The sequence below is a fragment of the Rhizobium sp. BK212 genome (assembly GCF_014197475.1).
GTDB lineage: Bacteria > Pseudomonadota > Alphaproteobacteria > Rhizobiales > Rhizobiaceae > Rhizobium > Rhizobium anhuiense.
In genome coordinates this window covers 299,039-311,710 of the sequence record NZ_JACIFS010000007.1, presented here as the reverse complement: position 1 = coordinate 311,710, position 12,672 = coordinate 299,039, and the positions used below count along the sequence as shown (strand labels likewise).

The 12,672-nt window shown below is 60.0% G+C and carries 15 protein-coding genes; 11 read left to right on the top strand and 4 right to left on the bottom strand.

What is annotated here, in order from left to right; genetic code table 11:
- Nucleotides 1-17: 17 nt before the first annotated feature.
- Nucleotides 18-596 (top strand): TetR family transcriptional regulator, encoded by a 579-nt coding sequence (locus tag FHT79_RS22795; protein ID WP_183904168.1) that lies wholly within the window; start codon nucleotides 18-20, stop codon nucleotides 594-596.
- On the opposite strand, the gene nth is transcribed toward FHT79_RS22795, so the two are convergent.
- A complete protein-coding gene (gene nth / locus FHT79_RS22790) occupies nucleotides 561-1,367 on the bottom strand; it encodes an endonuclease III (protein WP_183904167.1) in 807 nt (268 codons plus the stop codon). The two genes, FHT79_RS22795 and nth, sit on opposite strands and share 36 nt — an antisense overlap.
- Here nth and FHT79_RS22785 point away from each other — a divergent pair.
- Both FHT79_RS22785 and FHT79_RS22780 read left to right on the top strand, forming a co-directional pair.
- A complete protein-coding gene (locus tag FHT79_RS22785) occupies nucleotides 1,366-1,863 on the top strand; it encodes a DUF2244 domain-containing protein (RefSeq protein ID WP_047616676.1) in 498 nt (165 codons plus the stop codon). The two genes, nth and FHT79_RS22785, sit on opposite strands and share 2 nt — an antisense overlap.
- A 79-nt stretch (nucleotides 1,864-1,942) precedes the next feature.
- Complete coding sequence (locus tag FHT79_RS22780) at nucleotides 1,943-2,815, top strand: bifunctional helix-turn-helix domain-containing protein/methylated-DNA--[protein]-cysteine S-methyltransferase (protein WP_183904166.1); 873 nt, start codon at nucleotides 1,943-1,945, stop codon at nucleotides 2,813-2,815.
- 64 nt (nucleotides 2,816-2,879) lie between these two features.
- Here the strand turns inward: FHT79_RS22780 and FHT79_RS22775 are convergent, their stop codons facing one another.
- Nucleotides 2,880-3,905 (bottom strand): sugar-binding transcriptional regulator, encoded by a 1,026-nt coding sequence (locus FHT79_RS22775; RefSeq protein ID WP_047616241.1) that lies wholly within the window; start codon nucleotides 3,903-3,905, stop codon nucleotides 2,880-2,882.
- Between the two features lie 422 nt (nucleotides 3,906-4,327).
- Here FHT79_RS22775 and tal point away from each other — a divergent pair, with 422 nt between their 5' ends.
- The 8 genes from tal to FHT79_RS22735 all read left to right on the top strand — a co-directional run bounded on the left by tal (nucleotide 4,328) and on the right by FHT79_RS22735 (nucleotide 10,855).
- Nucleotides 4,328-5,293: a transaldolase gene (gene tal / locus FHT79_RS22770; RefSeq protein ID WP_047616243.1), complete on the top strand. Its 966-nt coding sequence runs from the start codon at nucleotides 4,328-4,330 to the stop codon at nucleotides 5,291-5,293.
- A 92-nt stretch (nucleotides 5,294-5,385) separates the two neighbouring features.
- On the top strand, nucleotides 5,386-6,054 hold the full coding sequence (locus tag FHT79_RS22765; protein WP_183904165.1) for a DUF1345 domain-containing protein: 669 nt from the start codon (nucleotides 5,386-5,388) through the stop codon (nucleotides 6,052-6,054).
- 81 nt (nucleotides 6,055-6,135) lie between these two features.
- A complete protein-coding gene (locus FHT79_RS22760; RefSeq protein WP_183904191.1) occupies nucleotides 6,136-6,582 on the top strand; it encodes a DoxX family protein in 447 nt (148 codons plus the stop codon).
- Between the two features lie 122 nt (nucleotides 6,583-6,704).
- Entirely contained in the window at nucleotides 6,705-7,196 is a 492-nt protein-coding gene (locus tag FHT79_RS22755; RefSeq protein WP_183904164.1) for a hypothetical protein, read from the top strand.
- Nucleotides 7,197-7,384: 188 nt separating this feature from the next.
- Nucleotides 7,385-7,663, top strand: a complete 279-nt coding sequence (locus tag FHT79_RS22750; protein ID WP_183904163.1) for a hypothetical protein — start codon at nucleotides 7,385-7,387, stop codon at nucleotides 7,661-7,663.
- A gap of 253 nt (nucleotides 7,664-7,916) precedes the next feature.
- Nucleotides 7,917-8,657, top strand: coding sequence for a response regulator transcription factor (locus FHT79_RS22745; protein WP_183904162.1), 741 nt, complete (start codon nucleotides 7,917-7,919; stop codon nucleotides 8,655-8,657).
- A complete protein-coding gene (locus tag FHT79_RS22740; RefSeq protein WP_183904161.1) occupies nucleotides 8,654-10,030 on the top strand; it encodes an ATP-binding protein in 1,377 nt (458 codons plus the stop codon). Before FHT79_RS22745 ends, FHT79_RS22740 begins: the two co-directional genes overlap by 4 nt.
- 165 nt (nucleotides 10,031-10,195) lie before the next feature.
- Nucleotides 10,196-10,855, top strand: a complete 660-nt coding sequence (locus tag FHT79_RS22735; RefSeq protein WP_183904160.1) for a DUF3313 domain-containing protein — start codon at nucleotides 10,196-10,198, stop codon at nucleotides 10,853-10,855.
- A gap of 62 nt (nucleotides 10,856-10,917) precedes the next feature.
- Here FHT79_RS22735 and FHT79_RS22730 read toward each other — a convergent pair whose 3' ends face one another.
- Nucleotides 10,918-11,091, bottom strand: a complete 174-nt coding sequence (locus FHT79_RS22730; RefSeq protein ID WP_003566688.1) for a DUF1328 domain-containing protein — start codon at nucleotides 11,089-11,091, stop codon at nucleotides 10,918-10,920.
- A 149-nt stretch (nucleotides 11,092-11,240) separates the two neighbouring features.
- Nucleotides 11,241-12,668 (bottom strand): gamma-aminobutyraldehyde dehydrogenase, encoded by a 1,428-nt coding sequence (locus FHT79_RS22725; RefSeq protein ID WP_097595189.1) that lies wholly within the window; start codon nucleotides 12,666-12,668, stop codon nucleotides 11,241-11,243.
- Nucleotides 12,669-12,672 lie beyond the last annotated feature (4 nt).

Sequence of the window (12,672 nt, the reverse complement as noted above, 5' to 3'; positions counted from 1 at the left end):
GTATGTAAAGAAAATGCATGAGTCGCAGCAATCGCGAGAGAACGGAACAGACGAGGCAGGCGCTGATCGATGCCGGTCGGCGTCTTTTCGTCGAGAAGGGTTATGCCGAAACCGCAACGCCCGAGATCGTGGCGGCGGCGGGTGTGACGCGTGGCGCGCTCTATCATCATTTTGAAGACAAGAAGGCGCTCTTTCGCGCGGTGATCGAATGCGAGGCGCAAGCGGTGGCCGGGGTGATCGAAGCGCATTCGGCGCCGCACGACGCGCCGCGTGCCGCACTGATCGCCGGTGCCTCGGCCTATTTCGATGCGATGATGGCAGAAGGGCGCACACGGCTGCTGCTGATCGAGGCGCCTGCCGTTCTCGGTTCGTCGGCGGCCGCGGCAATCGATGCCGAGAATGCGGAAGCGACGCTGCGGGCAGGGCTTGCAGCCATGTTTCCGGAAGCCGGCGCCATGCTCGAACCGTTGACCTCGCTGCTATCGGCCGCCTTCGACCGCGCGGCGATCGCGATCGAGGCGGGTGGGGAAAGGCGGGACTACGAGCAGGCGATCGCCGTTCTACTCGACGGCCTCGCCGATCACCTGCGGCGGTAGCGCGACGAGCGCCGCCGGTATATCCGAACTCTTCTCCGGCGACTTGCAGAGATCGGCGATGATACAGCGTTCGCATTCGGGCCGGCGCGCCTTGCAGGTGTAGCGGCCGTGCAGGATCAGCCAGTGATGGGCGTGATAGAGGTAATGTTTCGGGATCACCTTCATCAGCCGTGCCTCGACCTCGTCGGGCGTCTTGCCGGGGGCGAGCCTGATGCGATTGGCGATGCGGAAGATGTGCGTGTCGACGGCCATCGTCGCCTGGCCGAAGGCCATGGAAAGCACGACATTGGCGGTCTTGCGGCCGACGCCCGGCAATCTCACCAGTTCCTCGCGCGTTTCCGGCACCTTGCCGCCGAATTGCTCGACCAGCATCTGTGAGAGCGCGATGACGTTTTTCGCCTTGTTGCGATAGAGGCCGATCGTCCTGATATAGTCGCGCAGCCGTTCCTCGCCGAGATCGAGCATCTTTTCCGGCGTATCGGCAATCCTGAAGAGCGCGCGTGTCGCCTTGTTGACGCCGACATCGGTCGCCTGCGCCGAAAGTGCCACGGCGACGACGAGTGTGAAGGCGTTGGTGTGTTCGAGCTCGCCTCTCGGTTCCGGCCGCTGAACGGAGAAGCGGCGGAAGATCTCCTCGCGCTCGGCCAGTGAATAGACCGTGCGCACCGCTGCCGCCGGTTTGCGGCGGGCGATCACATTCGCACCCTGAGGCATCTTGGTAACGGATTTGAGTTTCGGATTTGCCATGGAAACTCTATACTCAGCAGCCATGATGGAAAGCAACGCCGACAGCTCCAACGAGCAGCCTGTTTTCGCCGCCGAGCTCTTTCCCCACCGGTCACTTGGCCGTCGGGGCTTCAAGGTGCTGCTTGCTTTGTCCGGCGCCGTCTGCTTCCTCTACGGCATGTTCTTCGTCGTGACAGGCGCCTGGCCGATCGGCTTCTTCTTCGGACTGGATTTCGTGCTTTTGTACGGCGCCTTCTGGCTGAATTACCGCTCCGGGAAAGCGCGCGAACAGGTGACGGTGTCGCGCATGGACGTGTCGGTGCGCAAGTTTGCACCATCGGGACGGATGGTGGAGCATCATTTCAATCCGTTCTGGGCGCGTTTCCTCGTTCGCCGGCACCAGGAGATCGGCATCCTCTCCATGCATATCTTCGGCGAGGGGCGGCGCACGGATATCGGATCCTTCCTCAATCCCGACGATCGGGAAAGCTTCGCCAAGGCTTTCAAGGGCGCACTCGCGACCGTCAAACAGCGGATCTGAGCCTCTCTGGCGGATGCGCAAGAATCGGGTGGTTTGCTCACCCCCTATTGACTATCTCCTTGTGACAAGGAGAAAGACGATGAATATGATTGCCAACCTACAGACAGACATCACGCCTGACGGCCCTGATTATGACATTGTCCGTCGGGTCATCGAACTCATCACCGAGGATTACCGCGATCAGCCTTCGCTGGAGGCGATCGCGGCGCGGCTCAACCAGTCGCCGACCCAGCTGCAGAAGACCTTCACCCGCTGGGCCGGCCTGTCGCCCAAGGGCTTCCTGCAGGCGGTGACGCTCGACCATGCCAAGCGGCTGCTGCGCAGCGAAGACATGCCGCTGCTCGAGACGTCGATCGAGGTCGGCCTCTCCGGGCCGAGCCGCCTGCACGATCTTTTCGTCACCCATGAGGCGATGTCACCCGGCGAATGGAAGGCCAAGGGTGGCGGTCTCACCATCCGCTACGGCTTTCACATCTGCCCCTTCGGTGTCGCGCTGATCATGGTGACCGACCGCGGCCTCGCCGGCCTCGCCTTCAGCGATTCCGGCGACGAGAAGGCCTGCCTCGAGGATATGACCTGCCGCTGGCCGAACGCCTGTTATGTCGAAGATCTGCAGGCGACGGTTCCCTATGCCGCTCGCATCTTCGAACCCGGCAAATGGTCCTCGGAGCAGCCGCTGCGCGTCGTGCTGATCGGCACGGATTTCCAGGTGCGCGTCTGGCAGAGCCTGCTGAAGATCCCGTTCGGCAAGGCCGTGACCTATTCCGATATCGCCAACGATATCGGCCGGCCGACGGCGCAGCGCGCCGTCGGTGCGGCGGTCGGGGCAAACCCGATCTCCTTCGTGGTCCCCTGCCATCGGGCGCTCGGCAAGAACGGCGCATTGACGGGCTATCATTGGGGCCTCACCCGCAAACGGGCGATGCTCGGCTGGGAATCGGCGCACGCCTGATGGCGTTTCCCGGGGCGGAGCGGCGGGCCGTTCAATCTCCGACCCATTCGCCTTGCTCCGCTCGCTATCGCTCCGGCACTTCTTCCCACTGGGGAGAGGGAGCAGACGGTGATGTCTCCGCCAGTTCCAGCAATGCCCGTGCAGCCCTTTCGTCGGTGATCAGCGTGTTGCAGCCGATGCGCTTGATCGTGGCGCGGATCGCCACGGCCCGATGAGCGCCGCCGGAAGAGAGCACGATGTGTTTGGCCTCCTTCAGCGTGTCGAGATCGACGGACATGACGCGCCGGTTGATCGAGTGGTCGACCGAATTGCCGTCCTTGTCGAGGAAGTTGAACATGGTGTCGCAGACGCAGCCGGCATCGATCAATTCCTGCAACTCGGCCTTGGAGATCCAGCCCTCCGATAGCGAGGTCGAATGCGGGCCGATATCGCCGCAGCTGACGATCGCCAAATCGAGGTTTTCGGCGAGACGGTAGATCGTGTCCAGCCCGCATTTTTCGATCAGATTGCGCTTGGTCTCGATGGAATCGACGAGAAGCGGCGCCAGGAACATATAACATTCGGCGCCGAGCTGATTTGCCAGCCGCCATGTGTAGTCGATCGGGTTGGTCTGGTGCACGGCGACGATGCCGCCAAGCAGCGACACGACCTTGCAATTGGTGCGGCGCGGCGGCCGGAAGCTTGACAGCGAGGCGGTCATGGTGCGGCCCCAGCCGACGCCGATCGTATAGTCGTCGGGAATGGCTTCGGAGAGGAACTGGCCAAGCGCCAGGCCGACATTTTTCGCCAGCGAATTCACATCACAGCTGATCGGTGCGGGTACGACGATCGCCTCGTCGAGGCCGTAGGCGCGCTCCAGCTTCACCGAAAGTTCAACGCAATCGCCGATCGAATCGTTGATCCAGATCTGGACTTCGCTGCGTTTCATCGCCTCGTCGAGCAGGCGGATCACGGTGGTGCGGCTGATGCCGAGCTGTTCGGCCACGTCTTTCTGGGTGAGGCCCTCGTTATAATAGAGCCATGCCGCCCTCAGCCGCAGCGAGGATGCTTCGGAATAGGCCGTGTGCGTGCCGCGTTTGAGCTTGACCACATCTCCCCCGCAGGATCCTTCCCTCAATCCCTCATGGGATGAAAGGCCGTAACGACGCTTTCGTTGGGGGGATAATGACGGGTGTGACACTTATGTCAATTGAAATGCACAAATGTCCTTGACTTTTCCTTGGGCGAATGGCGATAGTCCGGGTGACACAAGTCGTTCTTGTCCGTCGAGGAGGACATAGTGCGGGCATGCCGAAAGTCACGACCGGCCTTCCAGCCGCAGGCGGCATCGCTTGCGTTCGAGCCGTCGTTCGTTGGTGGCCGGAACACGGCGACTGTCCTTCACGTTTATGAATCATCCGTGACGGATGCGCGCATTTTCGCCTGCAGCATGCAAACAACCTGTCGGTAGATCACCTTTGCCGGGCGGAACTCGCGCCGGTCGCAGCCCAAGTTCAACAAGGATTATTGACCATGACATCCAAGCTTGACCAACTTCGCGAGATTACCACCGTCGTCGCCGATACCGGCGACATCGAGGCCGTCGCCCGCCTGAAGCCGGTTGATTGCACGACGAACCCAAGCATCGTGCTGAAGGCTCTCGGCACGCCCATGTTCGCCGACGCCATCAAGGAAGCCGTCGCCTGGGGCAAGAAGCAGGGCGGCAATCCCGAAGCCGTTTCATCCGCCGTCGCCGATCGCCTCGCCATCTCCGTCGGCGCTGCGCTTTCCAAGCTTGTTCCGGGACGCGTATCGACCGAAGTCGATGCCGACCTTTCTTTCGATACCCAAGCTTCGATCGACAAGGCTCACAGCATCATCGCCGGGTACAAGGAACGCGGCATCGAGAAGGATCGCATCCTGATCAAGCTCGCCTCCACCTGGGAAGGCATACGCGCTGCCGAAGTGCTGCAGAAGGAAGGCATCGATTGCAATCTGACGCTTCTCTTCTCGAAGGCACAGGCCGTTGCCTGCGCCGACGCCAAGGTGTTCCTGATCTCGCCCTTCGTCGGCCGTATCCTCGACTGGTACAAGAAGTCGACGGGCAAGGATTACACGCCTGAGGAAGACCCGGGCGTCATTTCGGTTCGCGACATTTACAATTATTACAAGGCCAACGACATCAAGACGATCGTCATGGGTGCTTCGTTCCGCAGCGCTGGCGAAATCGAAGCGCTGGCTGGTTGCGACCGCCTGACGATCGCTCCGAACCTGCTCGACGAACTCTCCAAGGACGAAGGCAAGCTCGAGCGCAAGCTTTCGCCCGAGATCATCAAGCCGGCTGCGAAGATCACCGTCGACGAGAAGACCTTCCGCTGGCTGATGAACGAAGATGCGATGGCGACGGAAAAACTCGCCGAAGGCATTCGCGCCTTCGCCAAGGATCTGGGGACGTTGCGGACCATGGTGCAGAAGGAACTGCAGCTCGCCGCCGCCTGATCGGCACGGCATGCAATCGGAGGCGCGGCTGCCGGCTGGCAGGCGCGCCTTTTTCGTGCTGTTATCAAGGGCATATGCTGTCGGAGACCGATATGGCGGATGAGGAAAGGACGAATTCGCTTGCGGCATTTGTCTACAAGCATGCGAGCTTCATCATCGCCACCCTTGCCGGACTGGCGGTCTTCCTGGCTGTGACGTCGCGCGAAGTCAGCGCCGGCAATATCCTGTTCGGCTGGAATGTCAGCGCCGGCGTTTTTGTCGCGCTGAGCTGGCGCAAGATGCTGCGGGCGACGGTTGACAGCATCCGAAAACGCTCCGCGGATCTCGACTTCTCCGATACCGTGCTCCTGGCTCTTTCGATCGGTGCCGCACTTGCCAGCATCGCCGGCATCGGCATCGAGCTTCATTCGATCAAGGAGGCAGCACCTGACGTCGCGCTGGCGCGGGCAAGTGCGGCGATTTTGACGATCCTGATCTCCTGGATCTTCCTGCATACGCTCTTCACCATTCACTATGCCCATTATTTCTACGGGGGGGCGGACGAGGAGGGCGGGCTCAAATTTCCCGACGGGATCGAAGAGCCAGGCTACTGGGATTTCCTCTATTTCTCCTTCACTATCGGCGTTGCCGCGCAGACGGCGGATGTCGCGGTCAGTTCGACCAGCATGCGCAAGCTGACGCTGTTGCATGCCGTGCTGTCGTTCCTCTTCAATACGACGATCCTGGCGCTGGCGATCAATGTCGGGGCAAGTCTGCTATAATGCATTGCCAGAGCGGCTGCGAGGATCTGAGGAGCCGAAGGCATGAGCGGGCCGCGCCGCCTGCTCTTCAAACCGGAGGGTATGATGGAAAGCGCCTCAAGCCGGTCCCGGCCGGCCGATTTCGTTCTTCTCCTCGGCAGGTTTCTGCTGGCTCTGATCTTTCTGCATGAGGGCTGGTCCCTTGCGGCAGATCTCACCGCGACCATCGACATTTTCGCAAAACTGGGGCTGTCGGCGCCGGTGGCACTTGCTACCATCGCCCTTCAGATCTGCGCCGGCTTTTCCGTCGCGGCAGGTTTCCTCACCCGGCTTGGCGCACTGGCGCTGGCGCTCTTCTGCCTGGCGACCGCCTTGCTCTTCCATACGAATTTCGAAAGCCAGAACGAGCTGCTGCATTTCGAGAAGGACCTGGCGATTGCCGGCGGCATGTTCGTGCTTTCGGGTTCCGGCGCGGGATCGATATCGATCGACAGGCTGCTCAGAAAGAGGGCCTCGATGCATCCCTGGCTCAGGGCAGCGTTGTCGTAAATAGCGAGGTCCGTCGCCCTTGGCCTGAACTTCGCGGGCGCTTCGCGGCGCAATAAAACCGAATAAAACCGAACAAACAGCAGCGCCGATGCGGGGTAAACTTCTGGCAACAGGTCAGGAGTATGCCAGTGATGTCATCAGTGCAAAGCAACCAGCAAAAGCCAATTCTCGTCTTTCTCGGCAAAGGCGCTGCCTGCAATATCGTCTCGAAGCTGAATGAGAACGGATATGCCGCGACGGCTGTGTCTTCCGTACCGGAGCTCTTCGACGCTTTGCGCTCGGACCGATATTGTCTGGCGGTAACGATGCGGGCGGATATCGACCTGGTGCGAAACATCAAGCCGATACCGGTTATCAATCTGGAGGTGTTTTTCCATGCCATCCAGCCGACAGCAAAGTCCGTTCCTTCCTCGAAAGAATTCGACAGCGATGCCTTTCTGAGAAGGATCGCGGCGCTCACGGAGTCAAAGACAGCCAGGATTGCTGCGGTCCAAAGAACGCCAACTCTCAATGAGACGGTGATTGCAGCCGCGGCGAAGGCATCACGGTGGCGTGCCGCCACATCTCTGCTTCTAAGTCGCCGCGCCTCGCCCCGCGCAGAGCGAGCCGATTAACAGTGGCCGAATTCCCATCGCCGCCGAACCGGACTTCGCTGGGCCCGGATCCGGACCACCCGGCCCCGCCTTCCCGGCCGATCACGCGCCTTGCGGACGGATCTCATCGGCGTCGTTCCATCGGGTTTCGTCGGTTTGAAGGCGTCATTCCAAAACGCGAAGTCTTCACTTGGTGCGGGTGTCTTTTGATGTTCCAGTTATTGGGGGCGGCCTCGGCAAGCGGGTACATCATTACGGCACTGTTTCTGCTCGTGGCGATCGGTCGTCTTGCCAGAAACGCCCTTCATAAACTCACCGCCCGGCTCCCCAAGCGTTCCGCGTTGAAGCACCATGCGACGGCGAGCCTCTCGCTGGTATTCTTCTGTCTGCTGGTCATCCGCGTCTGTTTCGTCGCCACGGTTATCATCGACAGCACAATCCGAGATGACCATGTGAAAGTCAGTGGCGATCCCGAAAGGCAGTTTTGATACCGGGCGCCGTGTCGGCGACGTTGGCAACCCTGTTCGCAACATTTCGCAACATTATCGAACATAGCATTGCACGAGACCTGATAAGGCGGAGCCGTATCGGTGTGGCAGCTGATATCGTACGGAGAAAAATGCCTGGCGACACGACATTGGAGATTTTAACCACCGTGATCGATGGCGGATGAGGCCGCCTGATTGATAAAGGCGGAAACGTGATAATTTCGCGCCGACAGGACTCCTGGCAAGAGAGCAAATGACGATGGCATATGAAATGGCAGTTCCCAATCAGGCTCATATCCTCATCGTCGAAGACGATTCCGCGATCGCCGATATGCTGGTGGACCTCGTCCGGACCAGCGGCTTCGAAGCCTCGTCGGTGGAGAGCGGCGCGGCTATGGATCGGATGATGGCGCGACAGCAATTCGATCTCATTGTCCTCGACGCGATGTTGCCGGGCGAGGACGGCTTCAGCATCTGCCGGCGGCTTCGCGCGTCGCGCTCGGTGCCGATCCTGATGCTGACGGCGCTCCAGGAGGATATCGACCGCATTCTCGGCCTGGAGCTCGGTGCTGACGACTATGTCACGAAACCATTCAACTCACGCGAGCTGCTGGCCCGGATCAAGAGCATTCTCCGCAGATCGTCATATGCCCACCATCACGAGGAAACACTTGAGCCTATGACGTTTTCGGGATGGCGCATCGATCCGAAAAGCCGTCAACTTCTCGACGCGGACGGCGCGCAGGTTTCCCTGACAACCGCGGAGTTCGATATCCTCCTGGCCTTCTGCTGCAATCCCAATAAGGTTCTGACGCGCGAACAGCTTTTGTCGATGACACATGCAGGGTCGGCAGGGCCGGTGGAACGCAGCATCGACGCCCACATCAGCCGGGTCAGGCAAAAGATAGAGCCAAATCTGAAAGACCCGACGTTCATCAAGACGGTGCGCTTGGGGGGCTATCTTTTCGCATCCAAGGTAGAGCGTCTCTCGTGAGAAATTTCCGGCGCGCTTCGATCCAGAGCCAGATCCTCATATTGGCGACCTTCCTTGTCGTGCTGGTTTCCGTCGTGGCGACCGCGATGGAGCCCTATATCTACGGCCGTCATGATCGCGGCTTTCAAAACGGCCTGTTTGCCGGCAGGGCGGCGATGGTCGCCGAGCAATTTGCGCAGGCAAGGTCAGTCGAGGACGAAGCCGCGGTTCTCAAGAGAGCAGCGGCACTCGGCGTTGGGGTCGAAAAATTGTCCCTGGATCAGCCGCTTGCCGGCAAACAGCCGATGATAGCTGCAAGCGAGATCGTGGCGCGCATCGACGCGCTGCTCGCCGACAATATTTTCGCGGCATTTCATCGTTTCGTCATGGGTCAATCGCATCCAGACGTGCTGACTGTCGGAATTGACGACAGGTGTGCTCTCATCTTTCAACTGCCGGTTTTTCCCAGCTATCTGTGGTTCGTTCCGGCAGCTGCAAGCGGATTTTTGAAAATCGTCATTCCGTTGGTGCTGCTCGCATATTTCAGCAGCCGACTTATTACCGAACCTCTGAGGCGCTTTGCTGCCGCTGCCAAACGCGCGAGCATGGAAGGCAGCCTGGAAAAGCCTTTCGAACCGGATGGCGCAGCCGAGATCCGAAGCCTGGCGGAATCGCTCAACGTCATGAGCGATCGCATCCAGAGCATGGCGGAGGATCGAACAAGAGTGCTGAGCGGCGTGGGTCATGATCTCAGGACACCGCTGACGAGATTGCGGATGCGTGCCGAGCGTTCCTCAGAGCCGGAACTTCGCAGCCTGATGCTCGCCGATATCGCCACTTTGAATTTCATGATCGACGAGTGCCTGGCCTATTTCAAAGATCCATCGGTGAGGGCGGTCGATCGAAAGGTCGATATCTCAAGCCTGCTACAGACGATTACGACCGATTTCTCCGACACCGGCGTCGATGTGCGGTTCACCGGTCCGCGGCGACTGGCGTTTGTCTGCAAACCTCAGGCGCTGACCCGCGCGATAACCAATCTGGTCGAAAACGCGTCCCGTTACGCAACGCAGGTCGAAATCGAGTTGCAAGGCCGTGACGATGGCGGGATCCGGATAGAGGTGAGGGACAATGGTCCCGGTCTGACGGACGAGCTCAAGGTGAAGGTTCTGGAGCCATTCTTCAAAGGGGACAAATCGCGGCAGATCGGCGCCGCAGGCGGTTCCGGGCTTGGGCTTGGTCTTCCGATCGCCCAAGGGATCGTCACCAAAGCGCATAACGGACAATTGACGTTGTTGGACGGGAAACCACACGGCCTGGTCGTCGTGATCGATCTGCCCGCTCCTCAGGTGATCCAGCCCGAAGGCTCGCCGTCGATCTCTTCATCACACTGACTGCCGGCCGGCCGACGGCGTGGTCACGCGTCGCGTCGCGCTGCTTGGTCGCAAAGACGGTTTGCGAACATTTCCGCATATCATAACAAACACAGCAACATCCGAATTCCATAAAACCGGTGCCAGCAGATGCCGTTCGGCATTTCCAAAGCTGGAGCCAAGCCATTGATAAAAAATTTGAAAATCGGCGCCGCACTGATGCTCGCCTGCTTGAGCGTTGCCGCATGCACGACCCCTGACCCGACGGTGTATTCCGGACTTGCTTCGGCATCACAGCTTCGACCGAACATTGAGGATAAGACCGGCCGCGTGCCATATCGCTATCAGACGAATGTCAACTGGAGCCAGTACAACAGGATCATGGTAGATCCCGTTACGGTCTATAGCGGCCCTGACAATCAGTTCGGCAAGGTCTCCGAAAAGGACAGGATTTTCCTCGCCAATTACATGCAGCAGCAATTCACGGAAAAATTGAAGACGCGCTTTGCCGTCGTCAGTACGCCTGCTCCGGCAACGCTCAGATTGCATCTGACACTGACGGGCGCGAAGGCGACGACTGCGGTGCTCGGAACGGTCACGCGCATCGACGTCGCCGGCGGACTTTATAACACCGTCCAGGCGGTCCGCGGCCGAGAAGGCTCGATGACCGGTTCGGTGAACTATGCCGTGGAGATCTATGATGCTGCGAGCAATCGTCTCCTGTCTTCCTATGTCACCAAGCAATATCCGAATGCGATGAATATCGGTGCAAGCTTCACGGCGATGGATGCCTCGATGGTCGGTGTCCGGAAAGGCGCCGACGCGCTCCTTGCGGATCTGAAATAGCCGGTGGAGTCAAAGCGCGTGGGCATGTTCTGCGTCCACGCTCATTGCCGCCTCGTTTCCGTTTATAAGATCGCCTGCCCGGCCATCAGCGCAAGGACAAGGAAAATCAGGAAGATCACCAGCGCGATGCCGAAAAGAACGCGGGCGATCGTCGCGGTTGCTGCCGATACGCCGGAAAAACCAAAGAAGCCGGCAACGATCGAAATCACGAAAAATATCAGAGCCCATTTCAGCATGGCGTCATCCTTTGCGTTTTGACTGGGAAGACGCAGCAACCGGGAAAATGTTCCAGATCGTCGGAATGGAATGGCGCTGATCTTCGGCCTGCCCCTCCGGTGCTGCTGATGGGTCTAACGTCGAATTTCGTATCCTTGCCTTCTCCCGATCAGCCGTGATTGATCATCACGTGGCGCACGGCGGTGTAGTCCTCCAGCGCGTAGACCGACATGTCCTTGCCGTAGCCCGACTGTTTGAGGCCGCCATGCGGCATCTCGTTGACCAGCATGAAATGGGTGTTGATCCAGGTGCAGCCATATTGCAGGCGGGCGGCGGTTCTCATGCCGCGGCCGATATCCTTGGTCCAGACGGAGGAGGCGAGGCCGTAATCGCTGTCGTTTGCCCAGGCAACGGCATCATCGGCATCGGAGAAACGGGTGATCGAGACGACCGGACCGAAGACTTCGCGGCGGACGATCTCATCGTCCTGCAGAGCGCCTGCTATGACCGTCGGGGCGAAGAAGAAGCCCTTGTCGCCGGAGACCTTGCCGCCGGTGGTGATCTCCATGTGCTTGTGTTCGGAAGCGCGGGCGACGAAGCTTTCGACGCGGTCGCGCTGGCGCCTGGAGATCAGCGGCCCGATCTCGTTTTCGGTATCGTCGGCCTGGTTGAAGCGGATGCTTCCGACGGCCGAGGAGAGATCGGCGACGAAGTTGTCGTAGACCCTGGCATCAGCATAGATACGGCAGGCCGCGGTACAGTCCTGACCGGCATTGTAATAGCCGAAGGTGCGGATGCCGGCGACGACGGCATCGATATCGGCGTCGTCGAAGACGATGACCGGGGCCTTGCCGCCGAGTTCCAGATGGGTGCGCTTGACCGTCTTGGCGGCGGCCTGCAGCACCTTCTTGCCGGTGGCGACATCGCCTGTTATCGAGACCATGCCGATCTTGGCATGGTTGATCAGGGCGTTGCCGACGCTTTCGCCGCGCCCGAGGATGACGTTGACGACGCCTTCGGGAAGGATTTCGGAGAGCAGTTTCGCCATTTTCAGCGACGTCAGCGGCGTCTGTTCCGATGGTTTGAAGACGACGGTGTTGCCGCCGGCGATCGCCGGCGCCAGCTTCCAGGCCATCATCATCAGCGGATAGTTCCATGGCGCGATGGAGCCGACGATGCCGATCGGATCGCGGCGGATCATCGAGGTGTGGCCAGGCAGATATTCGCCGGCGGCCGGGCCGTGCAGGTTGCGCACGGCGCCGGCGAAGAAGCGATAACAATCGACGATCGCCGGGATTTCGTCGTTCAGCACGGCATTGATCGGCTTGCCGCAGTTCAGCGCTTCCAGAGTCGCGAAGCCGACCGCATCCTTCTCGATGGCGTCGGCGATCTTCAGCAGGTAGCCGGAACGCTCGCCCGGCGTCGTCTGCGACCAGCTTGCGAAGGCCTTTTCAGCAGCGTCGACGGCGGCGTCGATCTGGGAAAGCGAGGCTTCTGGAAGGTCGATCACCGTCTCGCCCGTCTTCGGGTTCAGGATGTGCTCTTCCGTCTCCGTGCCTTTTTCGAAGCGGGAACCGATCAGCATTTGGGTATCCATGATG

Bases quoted from the DNA above. Each gene is read 5' to 3' on its own strand.
- FHT79_RS22725 (WP_097595189.1), bottom strand. From the start codon at position 12,668: ATGGATACCCAAATGCTGATCGGTTCCCGCTTCGAAAAAGGCACGGAG.
- FHT79_RS22730 (WP_003566688.1), bottom strand. From the start codon at position 11,091: ATGCTGAAATGGGCTCTGATATTTTTCGTGATTTCGATCGTTGCCGGC.
- nth (WP_183904167.1), bottom strand. From the start codon at position 1,367: ATGGCTGCTGAGTATAGAGTTTCCATGGCAAATCCGAAACTCAAATCC.
- FHT79_RS22750 (WP_183904163.1), top strand. From the start codon at position 7,385: ATGTTCCAGTTATTGGGGGCGGCCTCGGCAAGCGGGTACATCATTACG.
- FHT79_RS22780 (WP_183904166.1), top strand. From the start codon at position 1,943: ATGAATATGATTGCCAACCTACAGACAGACATCACGCCTGACGGCCCT.
- FHT79_RS22760 (WP_183904191.1), top strand. From the start codon at position 6,136: ATGATGGAAAGCGCCTCAAGCCGGTCCCGGCCGGCCGATTTCGTTCTT.
- FHT79_RS22755 (WP_183904164.1), top strand. From the start codon at position 6,705: ATGCCAGTGATGTCATCAGTGCAAAGCAACCAGCAAAAGCCAATTCTC.
- FHT79_RS22795 (WP_183904168.1), top strand. From the start codon at position 18: ATGAGTCGCAGCAATCGCGAGAGAACGGAACAGACGAGGCAGGCGCTG.
- tal (WP_047616243.1), top strand. From the start codon at position 4,328: ATGACATCCAAGCTTGACCAACTTCGCGAGATTACCACCGTCGTCGCC.
- FHT79_RS22765 (WP_183904165.1), top strand. From the start codon at position 5,386: ATGGCGGATGAGGAAAGGACGAATTCGCTTGCGGCATTTGTCTACAAG.
- FHT79_RS22745 (WP_183904162.1), top strand. From the start codon at position 7,917: ATGACGATGGCATATGAAATGGCAGTTCCCAATCAGGCTCATATCCTC.
- FHT79_RS22785 (WP_047616676.1), top strand. From the start codon at position 1,366: ATGATGGAAAGCAACGCCGACAGCTCCAACGAGCAGCCTGTTTTCGCC.